Annotated in this window: 13 protein-coding genes; 9 read left to right on the top strand and 4 right to left on the bottom strand. The window is 60.4% G+C overall.

The window, feature by feature from the left end:
* Nucleotides 1–73 precede the first annotated feature (73 nt).
* Genes zwf through AC2FJ6_RS04655 form a run of 4 tightly spaced genes read left to right on the top strand, consistent with a single transcriptional unit; the run spans nt 74 to nt 5,205 of the window.
* Nucleotides 74–1,519, top strand: a complete 1,446-nt coding sequence (gene zwf, locus AC2FJ6_RS04670) for a glucose-6-phosphate dehydrogenase (RefSeq protein ID WP_170770019.1) — start codon at nt 74–76, stop codon at nt 1,517–1,519.
* A gap of 2 nt (nt 1,520–1,521) precedes the next feature.
* Nucleotides 1,522–3,327 (top strand): phosphogluconate dehydratase, encoded by a 1,806-nt coding sequence (gene edd, locus AC2FJ6_RS04665; RefSeq protein ID WP_174819353.1) that lies wholly within the window; start codon nt 1,522–1,524, stop codon nt 3,325–3,327.
* A gap of 3 nt (nt 3,328–3,330) precedes the next feature.
* The gene (locus AC2FJ6_RS04660; protein ID WP_170770020.1) at nt 3,331–3,963 is read left to right on the top strand and encodes a bifunctional 4-hydroxy-2-oxoglutarate aldolase/2-dehydro-3-deoxy-phosphogluconate aldolase; all 633 of its coding nucleotides are present in this window, start codon (nt 3,331–3,333) and stop codon (nt 3,961–3,963) included.
* Between the two features lie 51 nt (nt 3,964–4,014).
* Entirely contained in the window at nt 4,015–5,205 is a 1,191-nt protein-coding gene (locus tag AC2FJ6_RS04655; protein ID WP_170770021.1) for a pyridoxal-phosphate-dependent aminotransferase family protein, read from the top strand.
* A 106-nt stretch (nt 5,206–5,311) separates the two neighbouring features.
* Here AC2FJ6_RS04655 and AC2FJ6_RS04650 read toward each other — a convergent pair whose 3' ends face one another.
* A complete protein-coding gene (locus tag AC2FJ6_RS04650; RefSeq protein WP_170770615.1) occupies nt 5,312–6,421 on the bottom strand; it encodes a pyridoxal phosphate-dependent aminotransferase in 1,110 nt (369 codons plus the stop codon).
* Nucleotides 6,422–6,515: 94 nt separating this feature from the next.
* Between AC2FJ6_RS04650 and AC2FJ6_RS04645 the strand changes: the two genes are divergently transcribed.
* Complete coding sequence (locus AC2FJ6_RS04645) at nt 6,516–7,586, top strand: SMP-30/gluconolactonase/LRE family protein (RefSeq protein ID WP_496668521.1); 1,071 nt, start codon at nt 6,516–6,518, stop codon at nt 7,584–7,586.
* A 64-nt stretch (nt 7,587–7,650) separates the two neighbouring features.
* Nucleotides 7,651–8,433: a crotonase/enoyl-CoA hydratase family protein gene (locus AC2FJ6_RS04640; protein ID WP_170770023.1), complete on the top strand. Its 783-nt coding sequence runs from the start codon at nt 7,651–7,653 to the stop codon at nt 8,431–8,433.
* Here the strand turns inward: AC2FJ6_RS04640 and AC2FJ6_RS04635 are convergent, their stop codons facing one another.
* The 3 genes from AC2FJ6_RS04635 to AC2FJ6_RS04625 all read right to left on the bottom strand — a co-directional run bounded on the left by AC2FJ6_RS04635 (nt 8,434) and on the right by AC2FJ6_RS04625 (nt 12,765).
* Nucleotides 8,434–8,766, bottom strand: a complete 333-nt coding sequence (locus tag AC2FJ6_RS04635; protein WP_170770024.1) for a DnaJ family domain-containing protein — start codon at nt 8,764–8,766, stop codon at nt 8,434–8,436.
* A gap of 93 nt (nt 8,767–8,859) precedes the next feature.
* A complete protein-coding gene (locus tag AC2FJ6_RS04630; RefSeq protein WP_496668519.1) occupies nt 8,860–11,955 on the bottom strand; it encodes a valine--tRNA ligase in 3,096 nt (1,031 codons plus the stop codon).
* 78 nt (nt 11,956–12,033) lie between these two features.
* Complete coding sequence (locus AC2FJ6_RS04625; protein WP_170770026.1) at nt 12,034–12,765, bottom strand: dienelactone hydrolase family protein; 732 nt, start codon at nt 12,763–12,765, stop codon at nt 12,034–12,036.
* A gap of 116 nt (nt 12,766–12,881) precedes the next feature.
* On the opposite strand from AC2FJ6_RS04625, the gene AC2FJ6_RS04620 reads away from it, so the two are divergent.
* The 3 genes from AC2FJ6_RS04620 to AC2FJ6_RS04610 all read left to right on the top strand — a co-directional run bounded on the left by AC2FJ6_RS04620 (nt 12,882) and on the right by AC2FJ6_RS04610 (nt 18,351).
* Nucleotides 12,882–15,173 carry a xanthine dehydrogenase family protein molybdopterin-binding subunit gene (locus tag AC2FJ6_RS04620; protein WP_496668517.1) on the top strand — a complete coding sequence of 764 codons (2,292 nt, stop codon included), beginning with the start codon at nt 12,882–12,884 and terminating at the stop codon, nt 15,171–15,173.
* Nucleotides 15,151–16,227 carry a T6SS phospholipase effector Tle1-like catalytic domain-containing protein gene (locus AC2FJ6_RS04615; protein WP_496668515.1) on the top strand — a complete coding sequence of 359 codons (1,077 nt, stop codon included), beginning with the start codon at nt 15,151–15,153 and terminating at the stop codon, nt 16,225–16,227. Before AC2FJ6_RS04620 ends, AC2FJ6_RS04615 begins: the two co-directional genes overlap by 23 nt.
* A gap of 516 nt (nt 16,228–16,743) precedes the next feature.
* Complete coding sequence (locus AC2FJ6_RS04610; RefSeq protein ID WP_170770029.1) at nt 16,744–18,351, top strand: BCCT family transporter; 1,608 nt, start codon at nt 16,744–16,746, stop codon at nt 18,349–18,351.
* The last annotated feature ends 1 nt before the right edge of the window (nt 18,352 follow it).

Raw genomic sequence — 18,352 nt, 5'->3', positions numbered from 1 at the left:
TTTCATTACTTCGGCGGTAAATGTTAGCGATAACATAGCTGGTAAGCCCAGTGAGTTCTGAAGGAGCCTGTCGATGGTTTCACGCGTAATCCCGGTTAATCCCTTCGATCTGGTGCTGTTTGGCGCGACCGGAGATCTGGCACAACGCAAGATCCTGCCCGGCCTGTATCATCGCTTCGAGGTCGGCCAGATGCCGCCCGAGGCCCGGGTGATCGGCACCGCGCGCTCGGATATCGACAGCGCCGCGTTCCGAGATCAGGTCCGCGCGTCGATGAAGGAATTCGCGCCGGAGTTCAAAATGGATGTGCTGGATCGGTTTCTGGCACAGGTCGAATATGTCTCGGTGGATGCACTGGGGAACAAAGGCTGGCCAGAGCTAGCCAAAATGCTGCGCCCGGACGTGGTGCGCGCCTTTTACCTGTCGGTCGGTCCCAGCCTGTTTTCCGGGATTGCACAACGCCTGAACGACCACGGCGTGGCAACGCCTGACAGCCGGATCGTCGTGGAAAAACCGTTTGGGCACGATCTGGCCTCGGCCAAGGCGCTAAACGAAGGGCTGCGCGCCTGTTTCGAGGAACATCAGATTTACCGTATCGACCATTATTTGGGCAAGGAAACGGTGCAGAACCTGATGGCCTTGCGCTTTGCCAATTCCCTGTTCGAGCCGCTGTGGAACGCCACTCATGTCGACCACGTTCAGATCACCGTCGCTGAAACCGTCGGGGTCGAAGGGCGCGGGGCCTACTACGACCAATCCGGCGCGATGCGGGATATGATCCAGAACCATCTGGTACAACTTCTGTGTCTGACGGCGATGGAGCCTCCGTCGAAATTCGCGCCCAACGCGGTGCGCGATGAAAAGGTGAAAGTGATCGAAGCGTTAGAACCGGTCGACGCAAGGGATATCGCCCGAGGTCAGTACCGTACCGACAAGGGTGGCGACGGCTATCTAGACCATGTCGGAGATCCGGCCAGCCGCACCGAAAGCTACATTGCGCTCAAGGCGCATATTGGCAACTGGCGCTGGGCCGGGGTGCCGTTTTATCTGCGCACGGGCAAGCGCCTGCGAGCCCGTGAATCCGAGATTGCGGTTTTCTTCCGCGACCCGCCGCATACGATTTTCCCGAATGTTGGCCCTCTGCATGGCAACGTGCTGGTGATCCGCCTTCAACCGGACGAAGGCATTACCCTGCGCACCACGATCAAAGACCCCGGCCCGGGCGGCTTCCGTCTGTCTGATGTGGCGCTGGATATGAGCTTTGCCGAGGCGCTGGGCGCAGATGCGCGGGCGCAGGACGCCTATGAGCGACTGGTCATGGACGTCATTCGCGGCGATCAGACTCTGTTCATGCGCGGGGATGAGGCCGAGGCCGCCTGGGCCTGGGTCGATCCTATTATTAACGGCTGGGAACAGCGTGGTGACCGGCCCGCCAAATACGATCAGGGCAGTTCCGGTCCTGAAGAGGCCCTGATGCTGATGCATCGGGACGGACGCCGCTGGCGTCAGATCGGAGGGTAATCATGGTTCATTCCGTCATCACCGACGTCACTCAGCGCATTATCACGCGCAGCGCCGATCTGCGGGACCCGCATCTTGAACGGATGGAGCAGGCCAAATCCAAAGGCCCCGCTCGCGCGCATCTGTCTTGCAGCGGTCAGGCCCATGCCTATGCCGGTGCGGGCGACGACCAGACCTCAATGGCCACCGGCACAGCAGGCAATCTGGGTATCGTCACCGCCTATAACGACATGCTTTCGGCTCACCAGCCGTTCGAAAGCTACCCCGCTCTGATCCGCGATGCGATCCGCGCGGCAGGCGGCACGGCGCAGGTCGCGGGCGGCGTGCCTGCCATGTGCGACGGCGTCACGCAAGGCGAAGCGGGGATGGAGTTGTCTTTGTTCTCGCGCGATGTGATCGCGCTGGCGACCGGCGTGGCCCTCAGTCACAACACCTATGACGCTGCCGTTTTCCTAGGCGTCTGCGACAAGATCGTCCCCGGCCTGATCATTGGGGCGCAGGCGTTTGGCCATCTGCCCGCCGTCTTCCTACCCGCCGGTCCTATGACCAGCGGCCTGCCAAACGACGAAAAGGCCAAGGTCCGCCAGAAATTCGCCGCCGGAGAAGTCGGCCGCGACGAGTTGATGAAGGCCGAAATGGCCGCCTATCACGGCCCCGGCACCTGCACCTTTTACGGCACCGCAAACACCAATCAGATGCTGATGGAGTTCATGGGCCTGCACCTGCCGGGCTCTAGCTTCGTCAATCCCAACACACCCCTGCGCGATGCCCTGACCGAGGAAGGCGCGCGCCGCGCCCTGTCTCTCAGCGCGCTGGGCAATCACTATACGCCCGTGTGCCAGATCCTCGACGAACGCGCTTTTGTGAACGGGATTGTCGGCCTGATGGCCACAGGGGGCTCCACCAACCTGCTGATCCACCTGATCGCCATGGCGCGGGCAGGGGGTATCGTGTTGGATTGGGAGGATTTCTCTGACATTTCCGCCGTGGTGCCTCTGGTCGCGCGGGTCTATCCCAACGGTCTGGCCGATGTGAACCATTTCCATGCTGCGGGCGGGCTGGGCTATTGTATCGGCACTTTGCTGGAAGACGGGCTCCTGCACCCCGATACGCTGACAGTCGCAGGGCAGGGGCTGCATAACTACACCAAGGAACCTAAGCTGAAAGGTGGCGACTTGGTCTGGGAAGAAGGTGCAGGGCATAGCCTGAACGACAAGATTCTCCGCCCGGCCAGCGACCCGTTCCAACCCACCGGTGGCCTGTCACGCCTGACCGGCAATCTGGGAACGGGCGTCATGAAGGTCTCGGCCGTTGCCCCCGAACATCAGGTGGTCGAGGCCCCGGTTCGCGTGTTCCACGACCAAGACGCGGTCAAAGCCGCCTTCAAGGCCGGAGAGTTCACTGACGACACCATCGTCGTCGTTCGCTTTCAGGGTCCAAAGGCAAACGGGATGCCCGAGCTGCATTCTCTGACGCCCATGCTGTCGATCCTGCAGGGCCGAGGCCAAAAGGTCGCGCTGGTCACCGATGGCCGCATGTCGGGCGCTTCCGGCAAGGTCCCCGCTGCGATCCATGTGGTTCCCGAGGCGCTGGACAGTGGTCCCATTGCCTGCCTGCAAGACGGCGATATCCTGCGGGTCGACGCAGTAAAAGGCGATTTGGAGATCCTGACGCCCGGCGTGCTGGATCGTAGACCCGCCACCGCCGACCTCAGCGCCAATCAGCACGGCGTGGGGCGCGACCTGTTCGGAGCCTTCCGCCAGAATGTCGGGTCCGCTGACACTGGCGCCAGCATTTTCGGAGTGTAAACCATGTCCAAAACCCAACGCACCCGCGAGATTTGCGCACTGGCCCCAATCGTGCCGGTTCTGGTCGTCGATGACGCGGCTCAAGCACGGCCTCTGGCCGAGGCTTTGGTCGCAGGAGGCCTCCCCGCGCTTGAGGTCACCCTGCGCACGCCTTCGGCGCTCAGCGCAATTCGTGCCATGGCGCAGGTGCCCGGTGGTGTGGTCGGCGCGGGAACACTGATCACCCCCGAAGACGTCCGCGCCGCGAAAGAGGCGGGTGCGCAGTTTGGTGTCTCACCGGGTGCAACCGACGCTTTGATCGCCGCCTGTGAGGCCGAGGGCTTGCCCTTGCTGCCGGGTGCGGCGACTGCCTCTGAGGCGATGCGCCTGCTCGAACAGGGCTATGACATGCTGAAATTCTTCCCGGCCGAAGCGTCCGGTGGTGCCCCCGCGCTCAAAGCGATCGGCGCGCCACTGCCGCAAATCACATTCTGCCCAACCGGTGGCGTGTCGCCGTCAAATGCACGCGATTACCTGTCTTTGTCGAATGTTGTTTGCGCAGGCGGTAGCTGGGTCGCACCCAAACAGATGGTCATGGATGGCGACTGGACCGGCATCGAAAAACTTGCACGTGAGGCGTCACAGCTGATGGATTGACGCCGCGCGGGACGTCACTAAATTGGGCGTCAATTCAGACAGGTTGACCCCATGACAAACCACATCTCTCTCGCGCAAGGGCGTGAGTATCTGGCCATCCCGGGCCCCTCAGTGATGCCGGATGCCGTGTTGCAAGCGATGCATCGGCCGTCGCCCAACATCTATGATGGCGCACTGATCGAGATGATGCCCGACCTGACCCGCGACCTCAAGCGCGTGGCGCGAACCGAACACAACGTGGCGATCTACATCGCCAACGGTCACGGTACGTGGGAGGCGGCACTGTCCAACGTGATCGCTCGGGGTGAGGTGGTTCTGGCCCCAGCGTCCGGCCGGTTCACCTATGGCTGGGCCGAGATGGCCGAAGGCATAGGCGCCAAGCCGCAGTTGATTGATTTTGGGACCTCTTCGCCTTGGAATTTTAACCTCATCGCTGAAGCATTACGCGCTGACAAAACGCATGAGATCAAAGCCGTTTTGGCAGTGCATGTGGACACGTCGACTTCCGTACGCAACGATATTCCAGCATTGCGTGCCCTGCTAGATGACTTAGGCCATCCCGCTCTACTGATGGCCGATTGCATCGCATCGCTCGGGTGCGACCGGTTCGAAATGGACGCCTGGGGCGTCGATGTCATGGTCACCGCCTGCCAGAAAGGACTGATGACCCCTGCAGGAGTGGGCTTTGTCTTTTTCAACGAAAAAGCCGCCGCCAAACGCGCCACCATGCCCCGCGTCTCGCAATACTGGGATTGGGTGCCGCGCGCCCAGCCCGACCTGTTCTATCAGTATTTCGACGGCACCGCGCCGACCCATCATCTCTACGGCCTGCGCGCCGCGCTCGACCTGATCCACGCCGAAGGGCTCGAACATGTTTGGGCGCGCCACGAGCGCCTTGCCACCGCCATCTGGACCGCCTGCGAGACATGGGCAGAAGGCGGCGCGCTGCACCTGAATGTAGCCGACCGCGCGCATCGCAGTCACGCAGTCACAGCGCTGCGCCTATCAGACGGACAGGGCACTCCGCTGCGCCATTTCACCGAGACCCAACTCGGCCTAACCCTAGGCATCGGCTTGGGGATGGAGGACTGGGACGGCTGCTTCCGCCTCGGCCATATGGGTCATGTCAACGCCCAAATGGTGATGGCGATGCTGGGCGGGGTCGAAACCGCGCTCGCGGCGCTGAACATCCCGCGCGGTAAAGGCGCGCTCGAAGCCGCCGCAGCCACTCTCGCGGCCTAAAGCGCAGATCCGCCCTTCATCTGGCTAAAAATATCCTCGGGGGGAATCGCGCCCAAGCGCGATAGGGGGCAGACAGCCCCCCGCTCGCTCACCACACGAGCCAAGCTCAGGGAAAACGCGCCTGCGCCTCAGCCAGCGCCTTGGGCAAAGCTGATGCAAACGCATCCAGATCCTTCTCTGCACCGCAACTGATCCGAACGCATCGGTTCTGAGGCGCGGCAAACGGCATCCGCACGAAAATGCCCTGCGCAACCAGCGCGTCCAGCACCGCCTTGGCAAACTCCCCGTCACGCCCGCAATCAATGGCAACGAAATTGGTGGCCGAGGGCAGGGGCTCCAACCCGTGATCCCGCGCGATGACACCAATGCGGTCCCGTGCTGCCGCAATGCGTTGCTGAACATGGGCCAGCCATTCATCATCCTGCAACGCCGCCAAGGCCCCCGCCTGCGCCGCGCGGTTCATTCCGAAATGATTGCGCACCTTGTTGAACGCTGAAATCAACGCCGGTGCCCCGATCCCATATCCAACCCGCGCGCCTGCCATGCCGTGAACTTTGGAAAAGGTACGCATGCGGATCAGGCGCGGGTCGTTTGCATCAATTGGGGCGGCGGTGCCCTCGGGGGCGCATTCTACATAAGCCTCGTCAAGAACCAGCACGCAGCCTGCGGGCAGTTTGTCCATCGCGGCGACTATATCTGCACCCCTGTGCCAACTGCCCATCGGATTGTCCGGGTTGGCTAGGTAAACCAGCTTTGCACCTACCTCAGCCGCCCTGGCAAACAGCGCCACGGGGTCCTCATGGTCATCTCTATAGGGCACCTTGTGGAGCACCCCTCCGAACCCGGCCACGTGGTAGTTGAAGGTAGGATAGGCCCCGTCCGAGGTCACAACAGCCTCACCCGGCCCGACAAATAGGCGCACCAGATACCCCAGCAGCCCGTCAATCCCCTCGCCCACAACGATATTCTCGGGCGCAACGTCATGGTGATCCGCCAAAGCATGGCGCAAGTCGTGGTTTTCGGGATCGCCATACATCCAGATACCGGTCTGCGCTATCGCCTCGATCGCACGCGGGGATGGGCCAAAGACGCTTTCATTGGCCCCCAATCGCGCCAGAAAAGGCGCGCCGCGCTGCCGCTCCTGCGTTTCAGGGCCGACAAAAGGCACGGTGGCGGGCAGGGATTGGGCAAGGGGGGTAAAGCGGAACTCTGTCATGAAGGCAGATAAACGTAAGGTCATCCGTCAGGCAAGCTTGCGCTGCGGGCAAAACACCCGCACCCTTGCGCCAAGCCACACGGAAGGAGCGCACATGCGCATCGCAATCGGTCTGATCCTAATTGGTCTCGCCTATCTGCTTTTTTGGCCGGTCGCAGTTGAGCCCGTCGTCTGGGACGCCCCAAAGGCCCCTGGTTTTACGGGCGAATTCGCCGAAAACAACGCGCTGGATCGGCTTGAACTGATCTCCCTGCCCGACGGCGAGGAGGGCCCTGAAGACATTGCTGATCTGCCTGATGGCACAGTCTTTACGACCACACAGTCCGGAGCGCTCTATCGCATTGATCAGGATGCGCCGCAGAAGGTCGACGATCTTGGCGGCCGGCCGTTGGGCCTGAAGGCCGGTCCTGACGGAGCCCTCTATATCTCGGACAGCTATCGCGGACTGATGCGCTGGACAGGGCCGGGGAGTTTGGAAACGCTGGTCTCTGAAATTGACGGCGCACCGGTCATCTACGCCAACAATCTGGATGTCGGGCGTGATGGCACGGTTTATTTCACGAACTCGTCTGACCGTTTCGACCCCGAAACCATGGGGGGTACCAAACCCACTTCGGTTCTGACGATTTGGGAGCAATCGCCCACTGGCTATGTCGCCCGCTATTCCCCGGAGGGAGCCGTCGAAAAGATCGCCGAAGGTTTCGTTTATACCAATGGGGTCGCGCTGTCGCCCGACGAAGATTTTCTGCTGATCGCAGAGACCGGGCGCGCACGAGTGCACAGGCTGTGGTTGACTGGTCCCAAAGCGGGAACACAAGAGGTGTTTCTGGACAACCTGCCGGGCTATCCAGACAATATCAAAGCCCAGGACGACGGCACCTATTGGCTGGCCTTCGCCAGCCCGCGCGTACCGACTGAGGCGCTGATGCCCTATCCGTTTCTGCGCAAGTTGATCTGGCGGTTGGGGCCGATGGTCCGGCCTGCCCCGATCCATCGGGGTATGGTGATCCGCTTCGACGGCGACGGGACGATCCTGCAAAATCTGCAAGACCCCGCTGGACGCTTGGGCATCACGACCGCAGGGCGGATTGTAGGTGATGACTTCTATGTCATGACACTGGATTCGCCGTGGTTCGGCCGAATGCCTGCCGAAAAGCTGCCCTAACGTTGATCTGGAACTTGGTGGCACTTGCAGGCATGCTTGCCTCAACCGGTAATGGGAGGTCCGCATGTCACGCGTATCCGTCGAATACAAAGATCACATCGCTCATGTCACGCTGACGCGCGGCGACAAGATGAACGCGTTGGATGACGCGATGATCAAGGCGATTTTGTCTGCGGGGCAAGAAGTGGCGGCTTCGGACGCGCGAGCGGTGGTGTTGTCGGGCGAAGGTAAGAGTTTCTGCGCTGGTCTGGATATGGCGAGCTTTGCCAAGATGGCCCATATCGACCCGCGCGAATGGCTGATGGCCCGCAGTCACGAAGATGCCAACGAGATGCAGGAACTGGCCCTGATCTGGCGACGCCTACCCATGCCGGTAATTTGCGCAATTCAGGGCGTGGCCTATGGCGGCGGGTTGCAGATCGCCTTGGGTGCGGATGTGCGCATCGCGCATCCTGACACCAAACTGGCCGTGATGGAGATGAAGTGGGGCATCATCCCCGATATGGGCGGTATGGTGTTGCTGCCCAAGCTGGTCCGCTCGGACGTTCTGCGTCTGTTGACTTATACTGCGCGGCCTATCGGTGCGTCGCAGGCGGCGGATTGGGGTTTGGTGACCAAACTCTCTGACGATCCACTGACCGAGGCCATAGCGCTTGCCGAAGACATTGGGGGCCGCAGCCCGTCGGCCATCCGCGCGGCCAAGCGGCTTATCGATCTGGCCGAAACTCAGCCTCGCGCCGAGGTGCTGATGGCCGAATCCGCCGAACAGGTTGAGTTGATTGGCAAGCCCGAGCAGATGGAGGTCATCGCGGCCCAAATGCAAGGTCGCAAGCCCGTCTTCAAGTGATCAGCGCATAAATGCGCGGCGGGCGTCGCGGGCCATGTTATAGCGCATCTCAAGATCGGCGATGCGCGCCATCGCCCGTTTGCGCGCTTGCGGATCGCTCAGTGTGGCATAGTCCTGCCTGGCAGCGTCGAGTTGTTTCTTGATCGTGAATTCTTCGGGCAAAACACCGGCCTGCGCCATGATCCGATGCCCGGCGGCCAAAGCAGGATCGGTTTGCGCTTCGCCGGATCGGTCGGGCAGGGGGCGGCCTTCGCCTTCAAGGCCCTGTAGCTGCCCCTCGGCCTGCGCCTTTTGGATCTGGCGTTCGATGAGTTTTGCTAGCGACCCGAACATGGCACTATTCTAAAGGCTGTCTCTGAAACTGAAAACCCCGCCACGGGTGGTGCGGCGAGGTTTGGGATTTCCGTATATGGAACGAGAAGAAGATCAGGCTATTTCTTCCAAACGGGCCAGCGCCTCGTTCAGTTTAGCCTCTTCTTCTTCGCGGGCGGCGAGGTTGGCTTTGGCTTCTTCGACAACCTCTTCCGGGGCCGAGGCCACGAACTTGGGGTTGTTCAGACGCCCGCGCAGACCGCCCAGTTCCTTGGCCAGCTTGCCTTTGGCTTTTTCCAGCCGTTCCTTTTCGGCACCGATGTCAATGATATCCGCCAGCGGCAGGCCGAAGGACGCGCCGGGGGCGGCGATGGAAATCGTGCCTTTGGGCAGCGCATCGGCCTTGGTCAGGCTGTCGATCCGGGCCAGACGCTTGATCAGCGCCTCGTTGCGGTCCCATGCGGCTTGGCCGTGGGCGTCGATTTCTGTCACCAGCATCGGCACGTAGAGCCCCGCTGGAACCCGCATCTGGGCACGGGCCGAGCGGGTGTTTTCGATGACCGAGATCACCCAGTTCATCTCACGATCCGCATCGGCATCGACCAGTTCGGTGCCATATGTCGGCCAGTCGGCGTGGACGACCATTTTCGCGCGGTCGCCGGTCAGGCCCCAGAGTTCCTCGGTGATGAAGGGCATGATCGGGTGCAGCAGGACCATGCACTGATCCAAAACCCAGCGCATGGTGGCGCGGGTTTCGGCCTGTGCCTCGGCGTCGTCGCCTTGCAGCAGGGGTTTCGACAGCTCGACGTACCAGTCGCAGACCTTGCCCCAGACAAAGGCATAAAGCCCGTTCGCGGCGTCGTTGAAGCGGTAGCTTTCCAGTGCCGCGTCGACCTCGGCCCGCACGCGGGCGGTTTCGCCGATGATCCAGCGGTTCACGGCGGCTTTGGGTTTCAGGTCGGCCACGTCCAGTTGCGGGACGGTGTCGGTGAAGACCTCGTTCATCTCGGCAAAGCGGACGGCGTTCCACAGCTTGGTGCCGAAGTTGCGATAGCCGGTGATGCGGTCGCGGGACAGTTTCAGGACGCCGCCGATGGCCGCCATCGAGGCGTTGGTGAAGCGCAGCGCGTCGGCACCGAATTCGTCCACGATCTCTAGCGGGTCGATGACGTTGCCGGTGGTCTTGGACATCTTCTTGCCCTTCTCGTCGCGGACGAGCGAGTGCAGGTAGACGGTGTGGAACGGGATTTCGTTTACCACGGCCAGCTGCATCATCATCATACGGGCGACCCAGAAGAACAGAATATCCGCGCCGGTGATCAGCACGTCTGTTGGGAAGTAGCGCTCCAATTCCTCGGTCTGTTCGGGCCAGCCCAGCGTGCCAATGGGCCAGAGGCCGGACGAAAACCATGTGTCGAGGACGTCGGGGTCGCGGGCAAGAATGACTTTTTGAAGGCTCATATTGCTCGGTGAACCCAAGCTGAAAGCGGCGGGGTTTGCTTTCTTCTGCTCTCCTTCGAGAGCAGGCAAATTGTCGAATTTGCTGAACTCGATTTCTACCGCATCTCCATAATACTCCTTCGCTTGTGCGATAGTTTGCTCTTGCGAAGCTGCACAGAAGTACTTTGGAGGGTTATACGACAGCGGATAACCACCATCCGCAGGGTCCACGACTGTGGGCCCATACCAAACCGGAATCTGATGTCCCCACCACAGTTGGCGCGAGATGCACCAGGGCTCGATGTTTTCCAGCCAGTGGTAATAGGTTTTCTCGCCCGACTCGGGGATGATCTTGACCGTGCCGTCCTTGACCGCATCCAGCGCGGGGCCGACGACCTTTTCGGCATCGACAAACCACTGATCGGTGAACATCGGTTCGATCACAACCTTCGAGCGGTCGCCAAAGGGCTGCATGATCGGTTTGCTCTCGACCAGCGGGACCAGCGCCGCCGGGTCGTCATCCTCGCCCAGCTTGGTGCCCAGACGCGGGTCATCCGCGCGGGTCATGACCGCCAGACCGTCGGCGGTGATTTCCTCGACGACCTTCGCGCGCGCCTCGAACCGGTCGAGGCCGCGCAGGTGATCGGGGATCAGGTTGATCGCGTCGATCTCGTTCTCGGTGAACGCTTTGCCACGCGCATATTCCTGCGCCTTGTCGGCCTCATCGGCATAAGGCGCGCCATCGGCCCGCATCGCGCCTTTGGTGTCCATCAGGCGGTACATCGGGATGCCGCCGCGCTTGGCGACCATGTTGTCGTTGAAGTCATGCGCGCCGGTGATCTTTACCGCGCCCGAGCCGAAATCGGGATCGGGATACTCATCCGTGATGATCGGGATCTGACGGCGATGCTCTTTCGGGCCAACCGGGATTTCGCAGAGTTTCCCGACGATTGGCGCGTACCGCTCATCCGACGGATGAACCGCAACCGCGCCGTCGCCCAGCATGGTTTCGGGGCGGGTCGTGGCGATCGAGATATAGTCGCGCTCTTCCTCAAGCACGACGTTCCCGTCCTCGTCCTTTTCGACATAGGTATAGGTCTCGCCCCCGGCCAGCGGGTATTTGAAGTGCCACATGTGGCCGGGCGTTTCGATGTTCTCGACTTCCAAATCCGAGATCGCGGTCTCAAAGTGCGGGTCCCAGTTGACCAACCGCTTGCCGCGATAGATCAGGCCCTTTTCGTACATATCGACGAAAACCTTGATGACCGCGTCGTGAAAATTCGCAGAATTTTCGTGGCCAGTGCGCGGGTCACGCGGTGCGCCCGCCATGGTAAACGCATTGCGCGACCAGTCACAGCTGGAGCCCAGCCGTTTAAGCTGTTCGATGATGGTGCCGCCGTATTCGCCTTTCCATTCCCAGACCTTGTCCAGAAACGCCTCGCGCCCCAGTTCGCGGCGACCGGGTTGGCCGGTGGCGGCCAGCATCTTTTCCACCTGCATCTGGGTGGCGATACCGGCGTGGTCCTGTCCGGGCTGCCACAGCGTGTCGAACCCGCGCATCCGGTGCCAGCGGGTCAGGATGTCCTGCAACGTGTTGTTGAACGCGTGCCCCACATGCAGCGCACCCGTCACGTTGGGCGGCGGGATCATGATGGTAAAGCTTTCGTCGCGCGAGCGGTTCGCGCCCGCCTTGAAGGCTCCGGCCTGTTCCCAGGCCTCGTAGATGCGGGCCTCGGCCTCGGCCGCGTTGAATGTCTTTTCCATCGCCATGGGGTGCGTCCTGCGTCATCAATCTCGGGTCAGCGATTGCAATAGCGAATGCGCGCAGGAAGGGGAAGGGTGCGTGTGCTATCCGGCCTGGGCAAATCGGGCACGGAAGTAATCCTGCACCCTCTGATAGGCCGGTTCGTGGAAATCCAGCGTCAGCAGAGAGTGATCCTTGCCCTCATATTCCTGTGTCTCAAGGTCATCACCAAAGCCGTCTTGTAGCGCGCGCATCAGCCGTTCCGGGGCCAGCTTGTCATCCGCGTATCGCATCGCAAGCCCCGGACCTTTGGCGGCCATGCCCGCACGGGCTTGTGCGATGTCATCGGAGCTCATGTGCAGTGTATCGCCGCCAAAGACCGGCAAGGCTGGCTGGCTGGCGACGCCGCCCAGAACCGCGTCCTCAGCCATCAGGGTCAGAGCGAAACTGCCGGTCAGGCACATACCGATGACACCCACGCCTGCTGCGTTGTCGCGGGACTTGATTTCGGCCGCCAGCGACCGCATCCAGCCCGCAATGGGGCTCTGACGGCCTTTGAGGAACATGTTGAACTCGCGCCGGACGCAAAACAAGCGGGCCATGTTGCGGCCCATCGTGACTTTGCCATAGGTGCCGAACATATGCGGCAGGTAGACACGAAACCCCGCCCCGTTCAGGCGTTTGGCCAGATCCAGCGTTTCGGGCCCGATCCCAGGCAATTCCTGCAGGATCAGGATGGGCGGGCCTTCGCCCCCGGCATAAACGTCATGGGTTGCGGTCTTGCCGCTCGTCATCGCGGCAGAGAAAGGGAAAACGGTATCATGTGTCCAGGTCATGGGGTCTGAGGCTATCGGAAACCCGCAGAACTTAAAGTCCAAACCCCTGTCTTTTTCTGGACATCGCCCATAGGCGGGCTAGGGTCGCCTTCGGAACCGCGCAGGAGGGTCGCCCCATGGAAAAATTCGGCAGAAGCCAGCCCGTCAAACGGACCGAGGATCAGAGGTTTCTGACCGGGCAGGGGCACTACATGGATGATGTTGTACCAGAAGGTGCCCTGCACGCTGTGTTTGTCCGCTCGCAGGTGGCGCATGGGGTCATCACGACGCTTGATCTGGACGCGGCGCGCGCAGCTGATGGGGTTCGGCTGGTGATGACGCTGGAGGATTTGAAAGAGGCCGGGATCGACACCGTGATCAATGCGGCGACGGTCAAGAACCGGGACGGCTCGCCCGCAGCAGCGCCTGCGCGTCACATGCTGTCGACCGACCGGGTGCGCTTTGTTGGCGAACCGATCGCGGTGGTTATTGCTGACACTCAAGCCCAGGCCCGTGACGCCGCCGAACTGGTCTTGGTCGAGATTGACGAACGCCCCGCCAAGCTGGACGTGGATGCGGGCGGAGAGACCTTGCACCCCGAAGCGCCGGATAATCGCGCATTTGACTGGGGTCTGGGCAACGAGGCCGCGACCGAGGCCGCGTTTCAGGCTGCGGCGCATACTGTATCGCTCAATGTAGTGGATAATCGGGTCATCATTGCCTCGATCGAGCCGCGCGGCTGTCAGGCCAACTGGGTCGATGGTCGCCTGCATTTTGCTTATGGCGGACAGGGGGTTTGGGCCATGCGCGCTCAACTGGCGCAAAAGCTGCGGGTTGAGCCTGAAGACATCCGCGTGACCACTCCGGATGTAGGTGGCGGCTTTGGTATGAAGGTGATGCCCTACCCGGAATATTTCTGCACTGCCGTTGCAGCGAAGAAGCTGGGCAAACCCGTGCACTGGATGTCCGACCGGTCCGAGGCGATGCTGTCCGACCATCATGGCCGCGACCTGACCTCGCTGGCCGAACTGGCCTTTGATGCCGATCACCGGATCACGGCCTATCGCGTTCACAGCAAGATCAATCTGGGTGCCTATAACAGCCATTTCGGGCAGGCGATTCAGACTAGCCTGTTTAGCAAAGTTTTGATGGGCGTTTACGACGTCCAGACGACCTATCTGCGGGTCGAAGGGTTCTTTACTAACACCACACAGGTCGATGCCTATCGCGGTGCGGGCCGCCCTGAGGCGATTTATGTGCTAGAGCGCGTCATGGACCGCGCCGCGCGCGAACTGGGCGTGGACCCGTGGGAGCTGCGCCGCAAGAATTTCGTCCGCCCCGAGGCGTTTCCCTACACCTCGGCCACCGGCGAGACCTATGATGTGGGCGACTTCAACATGATCCTGTCCCGCGCGGGCGAACAGACTGCGGGGTTTGCCGCCCGCAAGGCCGCCGATGCCGAACGCGGCCTGATCCGCGGGCAGGGCCTATGTTACTATATCGAAAGTATTTTGGGGGACCCTTCCGAGAACGCGAAAGTGGAGTTCTGCGAGGATGGCACCGTGAACCTCTATGTCGGCACCCAATCGAACGGGCAGGGGCATGAGACGGTTTATGCCCATTTCCTGTCCGATCAGACCGGAATTCCGGTGGACCGGATCAATGTGGTGCAGGGCGACAGCGATCAACTTCCTCATGGTGGCGGTACCGGTGGGTCTCGGTCCGTTACGGTGCAAAGCACAGCCACACTGGCGACAATCGACGTCATGATCGCCGCATTCACGCCCTATCTGGCTGATAAGATGAGGGTGGAGGAAAGCGATGTGACATTCGATCACGAAACCTTTCGCGCGCCGGGGTCGAACCTGACGCCCACCCTGACCGAGGCCGCGGATATGGCCCGTGCCGATGGCCGTACTGATCTGCTGCAACATTACGCGCGCGCCAACCTGGATGCGCGCAGCTATCCCAATGGCGCACATGTTGCCGAAATCGTCATTGATTCTTACACCGGAGAAACCTGGGTCGACCGCTATACAGTGGTCGATGATTTTGGTAACCTTATCAACCCGATGCTGGCCGAAGGGCAAGTACATGGCGGTGTGGTCCAGGGGATCGGACAGGCGCTGACCGAGCGTGTTGTGCATGATGCGCAGGGGCAACTGCTCACGGCTTCGTTGATGGACTATGCCTTGCCGCGCGCCGCCGAGATACCCATGATTAAGTTTACCTCGGCGCCGGTTCCGTCAACTTCAAACCCGATGGGGATGAAGGGATGCGGTGAGGCCGGTACCGTGGGCGCGCTGGCCGCAGTGGCAAATGCGGTTCAGGATGCGCTCTGGGATCACGGGGTGCGACAGGCGGATATGCCTTTCACACCTCAAAGAGTATGGGAGTTGCTGACGCATGGATCTGTCGCGGCTGAGTAGAAAGGTACTGGGATGGCTCGGACGGCCTCTGCGGTCCGAACACTCAGCCGAGTCGCGCCACCGTGAACCGATCAGCCACGTGATTATCCTCGACGGGACTATGTCAACGCTGGAACCGGGGTATGAGACCCACGCAGGCCAAACTCTACGTCTGTGTTGCGAGATGGGCAGCAAGGTCTCGGTTTTTTACGAAGCCGGGGTACAGTGGGACAACTGGAAGTCCTCGCTGGACGTGATGATGGGGCGGGGGATCAATCGCCAGATCAGGCGTGCTTACGGCTATCTGGCATCGCGCTACAAACCCGGCGACAGGATTTACTTCATCGGCTATTCGCGCGGGGCATACGGCGTGCGCAGCCTTGCCGGGGTGATCGATCTGATCGGGTTGCTCAAGGCCGAACACGCGACCGAGCGGAACATCAAGCAGGCCTATCGTCACTATGAGTGCAACGCTAGCGGCAAGGCGGCGGCTGAATTCCGGAAAGCCTTCTGCCACGAGGATGTGGCGATTGAGATGGTCGGCGTCTGGGACACGGTAAAAGCGCTGGGCCTACGCCTTCCACTACTGTGGCGCTGGGCCGAAGAACGCCACGCCTTTCACAACCACCAGCTTGGCCCGGCCACCCGCCACGGCTATCACGCCATGGCGCTTGACGAGACCCGCGAAGTGTTCGAGCCGGTCTTGTGGAAATGTACCCCTGATTTCAAGGGCCATGTGGAACAAGTCTGGTTCCGGGGCACGCATGGGGATGTCGGCGGTCAATTGAACGGGTTCGAAGAGGCGCGCCCACTCAGCAACATCTCTCTGATCTGGATGCTGGACAAGGCCGAGATGCACGGCCTGCCATTGCCTGATGGGTGGCGCGACCGCTTCCCGACCGATACAGCTGCGCGGTCAGTGGGCACATGGCGCGGCTGGGGTAAGATTTTCCTGCTGCGCAAGCACCGGAAAGTGGGCAAGGACCGATCCGAGAGGCTGCACGTCTCGGTCTCGCCGGATGATCTGCCGGGCTGGGTACCGATGCCGGATTTGCCATCACATCCGGCGCAGTGAAGGGCTGACGATTTGCTAACGGCTCCAATGATCACCAACACTTCAAAGTCCGGTTCGAGCCCAAAGCAGACATCTTAGGGAAGCAGAATTGGAGTTTTCGTGGCAACGCCAAAAGCAAGCTACATTAATTCGCCAAAACTGCCCAACCGACAGTTGGGCTGCCCGAGGCAATCGAGCCAGCCGCGAAGATGCTGGGGCTTTCAGCCAGAAGTGGACTTAACCTAAGTGGGGGGCTGCGTTGCAGTTGATCTGGCTATACGGGCCACAGAAAACAATGTCATAAAGTCTTGCAGGTCTCGGCGTTTTCGCGCGAACGTCTGGGTCGGTGCGCGGCAAGTTGATCCTGTTGAATTTTTCGCATTTGTAAGCCGATTTGACCGGTCCCGTTCGAAATCTCTGCTGTGTTGGCCCTTGGAACACCGTCAATCGTGGCAGCTGCGTCTGACTGAATGTTGGACAGATTGCCGCAGGTTGTGCAACGCTAAGGCGCATGACACATGCGCTTAGGGAGGTAAAATGTCAGATACAAGTCAAAAAAAGATGCTCGACCCAGACCCTCGCGTCTGGGATTTCGAGACTGAATATGAACTCGGACAGGACAACATCAGACCCCTCGGGTTAGACATCCATAACCCTGTCTTCATCGTTTCTGGTTTGCTGATCCTAGGCTTCGTGATCGTGGCATTGGCCAATCAGGAAGCGGCCGCTGCATTTTTTGGCTGGCTTCGGCCGTGGCTGACCAGCACCTTTGATTGGTTTCTTGTGTTGTCGGTGAATGCGATCACCTTGTTCTGCCTGGCGCTCATTGTCTTGCCGGTCGGAAAGGTCAGAATTGGCGGAAAAGATGCGAAACCCGACTACTCGTATGCGGGTTGGATCGCAATGATGTTTGCCGCAGGAATCGGGATCGGTCTACTGTTCTTCGGTGTATTGGAGCCCGTGTACTACAACTTCTCGGAAGATGGGAATGCGCGCCCCTTAAACATCGACATCACCGAGCCCGGCAATGAGTATATCGGTGTTGTTGGTACGATCCATCACTGGGGTCTCGAAGGTTGGGCTGTGTACGCTGCAGTGGGACTGGCACTGGCGATTTTTGCATACAACTTGAACCTGCCGCTGACGCTTAGGTCGGCGTTCTTTCCGCTACTCGGTGAACGTGTCTGGGGCTTCTGGGGGCATGTCATCGACACGCTGGCCGTGTTTGCGACCCTCTTCGGACTAACCACCTCGTTGGGCCTCGGTGCGCAACAGGTTGCCGCAGGTTTGAATGAAGTGTTTGGCATCACGCCTTCGCCCACATTGACCGTCATCATCATTGTCGCGATCACGCTCATTGCGCTTGGTTCTGTTTTGTTGGGAATGGATGCCGGTGTGAAACGGCTATCTGAGATCAACATGATCATGGCTGTGGGGCTGTTTATTTTTGTGATCGCAATGACCGGGGTGGCGGCCGCAATTGCTCGTTACGTTTCAGTCATGGTAGACTATGTCACGCTGCTACCTGCGCTCTCCAATCCCTTTGGCAGAGAGGATACCAGCTTTTTCCATGGGTGGACTACGTTCTACTGGGCATGGTGGATTGCATGGTCTCCTTTCGTGGGAATGTTCATTGCCCGGATCTCTCGGGGTCGTACGGTGCGTGAGTTTGTTCTTTGTGCCCTTATTGCTCCTACGGCGGTCTGCGCATTGTGGATGTCCACTTTTGGAGGGGCCGCGATTGACATGCTGAACGCAGGTAGCGCTGAAGGCGTCAAAGCAACCGTCATCGACAGTTATGCGCCAGAGGGCGCCCTGTTCGGCTTCCTCAAGGAGTTGCCTCTGTACAATATCGTCGCCCCGATCTCGCTGATTTTGATTGTGATCTTCTTTGTCACGTCATCTGATTCAGGGTCGTTGGTTATCGATACTATCACCGCAGGTGGTAAACTGGATGCGCCCGTTGTTCAGCGTGTTTGGTGGTGCACTTTGGAAGGTTTGGTTGCAATTGCGCTTCTTCTAGGCGGTGGATTGAACGCCCTCCAAGGGGCTGCCGTGTCAATGGGGATTCCATTTACACTGGTGATCCTCATTATGTGCTACTGTCTGTGGCTGGCTCTGCGATCCGAGTACAAAAAGCTGTAGC

Source organism: Ruegeria sp. CDSA089, assembly GCF_059612205.1.
The sequence above is the reverse complement of the archived record's forward strand: the minus strand, read 5'-3'. Positions and strand labels throughout refer to the sequence as shown.

What these genes read in the sequence shown, in the direction of transcription:
- zwf (WP_170770019.1), top strand. Translation starts at nt 74, where the DNA reads ATGGTTTCACGCGTAATCCCGGTTAATCCCTTCGATCTGGTGCTGTTT.
- edd (WP_174819353.1), top strand. Translation starts at nt 1,522, where the DNA reads ATGGTTCATTCCGTCATCACCGACGTCACTCAGCGCATTATCACGCGC.
- AC2FJ6_RS04660 (WP_170770020.1), top strand. Translation starts at nt 3,331, where the DNA reads ATGTCCAAAACCCAACGCACCCGCGAGATTTGCGCACTGGCCCCAATC.
- AC2FJ6_RS04655 (WP_170770021.1), top strand. Translation starts at nt 4,015, where the DNA reads ATGACAAACCACATCTCTCTCGCGCAAGGGCGTGAGTATCTGGCCATC.
- AC2FJ6_RS04650 (WP_170770615.1), bottom strand. Translation starts at nt 6,421, where the DNA reads ATGACAGAGTTCCGCTTTACCCCCCTTGCCCAATCCCTGCCCGCCACC.
- AC2FJ6_RS04645 (WP_496668521.1), top strand. Translation starts at nt 6,516, where the DNA reads ATGCGCATCGCAATCGGTCTGATCCTAATTGGTCTCGCCTATCTGCTT.
- AC2FJ6_RS04640 (WP_170770023.1), top strand. Translation starts at nt 7,651, where the DNA reads ATGTCACGCGTATCCGTCGAATACAAAGATCACATCGCTCATGTCACG.
- AC2FJ6_RS04635 (WP_170770024.1), bottom strand. Translation starts at nt 8,766, where the DNA reads ATGTTCGGGTCGCTAGCAAAACTCATCGAACGCCAGATCCAAAAGGCG.
- AC2FJ6_RS04630 (WP_496668519.1), bottom strand. Translation starts at nt 11,955, where the DNA reads ATGGCGATGGAAAAGACATTCAACGCGGCCGAGGCCGAGGCCCGCATC.
- AC2FJ6_RS04625 (WP_170770026.1), bottom strand. Translation starts at nt 12,765, where the DNA reads ATGACCTGGACACATGATACCGTTTTCCCTTTCTCTGCCGCGATGACG.
- AC2FJ6_RS04620 (WP_496668517.1), top strand. Translation starts at nt 12,882, where the DNA reads ATGGAAAAATTCGGCAGAAGCCAGCCCGTCAAACGGACCGAGGATCAG.
- AC2FJ6_RS04615 (WP_496668515.1), top strand. Translation starts at nt 15,151, where the DNA reads ATGGATCTGTCGCGGCTGAGTAGAAAGGTACTGGGATGGCTCGGACGG.
- AC2FJ6_RS04610 (WP_170770029.1), top strand. Translation starts at nt 16,744, where the DNA reads ATGTCAGATACAAGTCAAAAAAAGATGCTCGACCCAGACCCTCGCGTC.